This window comes from Pseudomonas sp. A-1 (assembly GCF_004801855.1).
Lineage (GTDB): Bacteria > Pseudomonadota > Gammaproteobacteria > Pseudomonadales > Pseudomonadaceae > Geopseudomonas.
Genome location: NZ_SSTC01000225.1, coordinates 1 through 875, shown reverse-complemented (window position 1 = coordinate 875; position 875 = coordinate 1). Strand labels below are relative to the sequence as shown.

General features: G+C 67.0%; 2 protein-coding genes and 1 pseudogene. All 3 read left to right on the top strand.

All coding sequences use genetic code 11. The features are described 5' to 3' along the window. Window positions 1–357 (top strand): annotated as a pseudogene (locus E5198_RS21290) (NAD(P)(+) transhydrogenase (Re/Si-specific) subunit alpha); the annotation flags it as partial. 29 nt (window positions 358–386) lie between these two features. Then, on the top strand, window positions 387–701 hold the full coding sequence (locus E5198_RS21285) for an NAD(P) transhydrogenase subunit alpha (protein ID WP_136491873.1): 315 nt from the start codon (window positions 387–389) through the stop codon (window positions 699–701). A 1-nt stretch (window position 702) separates the two neighbouring features. After that, the coding region (locus tag E5198_RS21280) for an NAD(P)(+) transhydrogenase (Re/Si-specific) subunit beta (RefSeq protein ID WP_178084113.1) at window positions 703–875 on the top strand (173 nt) is incomplete at its 3' end.

Below are 875 nucleotides of genomic sequence, written 5' to 3'. Positions count from 1 at the left end.
ATCACCACCGCGCTGATCCCCGGCCGTCCGGCGCCGATCCTGCTGCACGAGGACACCGTGGCGGCGATGAAGCCCGGCTCGGTGGTCATCGACCTGGCCGCAGCGCAGGGCGGCAACTGCCCGCTGACCGTCGCCGACCAGGTGGTGATGCGCCACGGCGTGACCATCGTCGGCCACAGCAACCTGCCGGCGCTGGTGCCGGCCGACGCCTCGGCCCTGTACGCGCGCAACCTGCTGGACTTCCTCAAGCTGGTCATCGACGGCGAAGGCAAGTTCCAGCTCAACCGCGAAGACGACATCGTCGCCGCCTGCCTGATGTGCGAGGGCGGCCAGCTGGTCCGTCGCAACGCCGCCTGATTGCTCCCCAGATTACAAGGACAACAACCATGGACCCGATCTCCGACGGTCTCTACAACCTGATCATCTTCGTGCTGGCGATCTACGTCGGCTACCACGTGGTGTGGAACGTCACCCCGGCGCTGCACACCCCGCTGATGGCGGTGACCAACGCCATCTCCGCCATCGTCATCGTCGGCGCCATGCTGGCCGCCGCGCTGACCGAAACCGGCCTGGGCAAGACCATGGGCACCCTGGCCGTGGCGCTGGCCGCGGTCAACGTGTTCGGTGGCTTCCTGGTCACCCGGCGCATGCTGGAAATGTTCAAGAAGAAGGCGCCCAAAGCGCAGGCGGAGGGCCACTGAGATGAGCATGAACCTGATCACCGCCCTCTACCTCGTGGCGTCCGTGTGCTTCATCCAGGCGCTCAAGGGCCTGTCGCACCCGACCAGCTCGCGCCGCGGCAACCTGTTCGGCATGGTCGGCATGGCCATCGCCGTGCTCACCACCGTCGGCCTGATCTACAAGCTCGGCGCGCA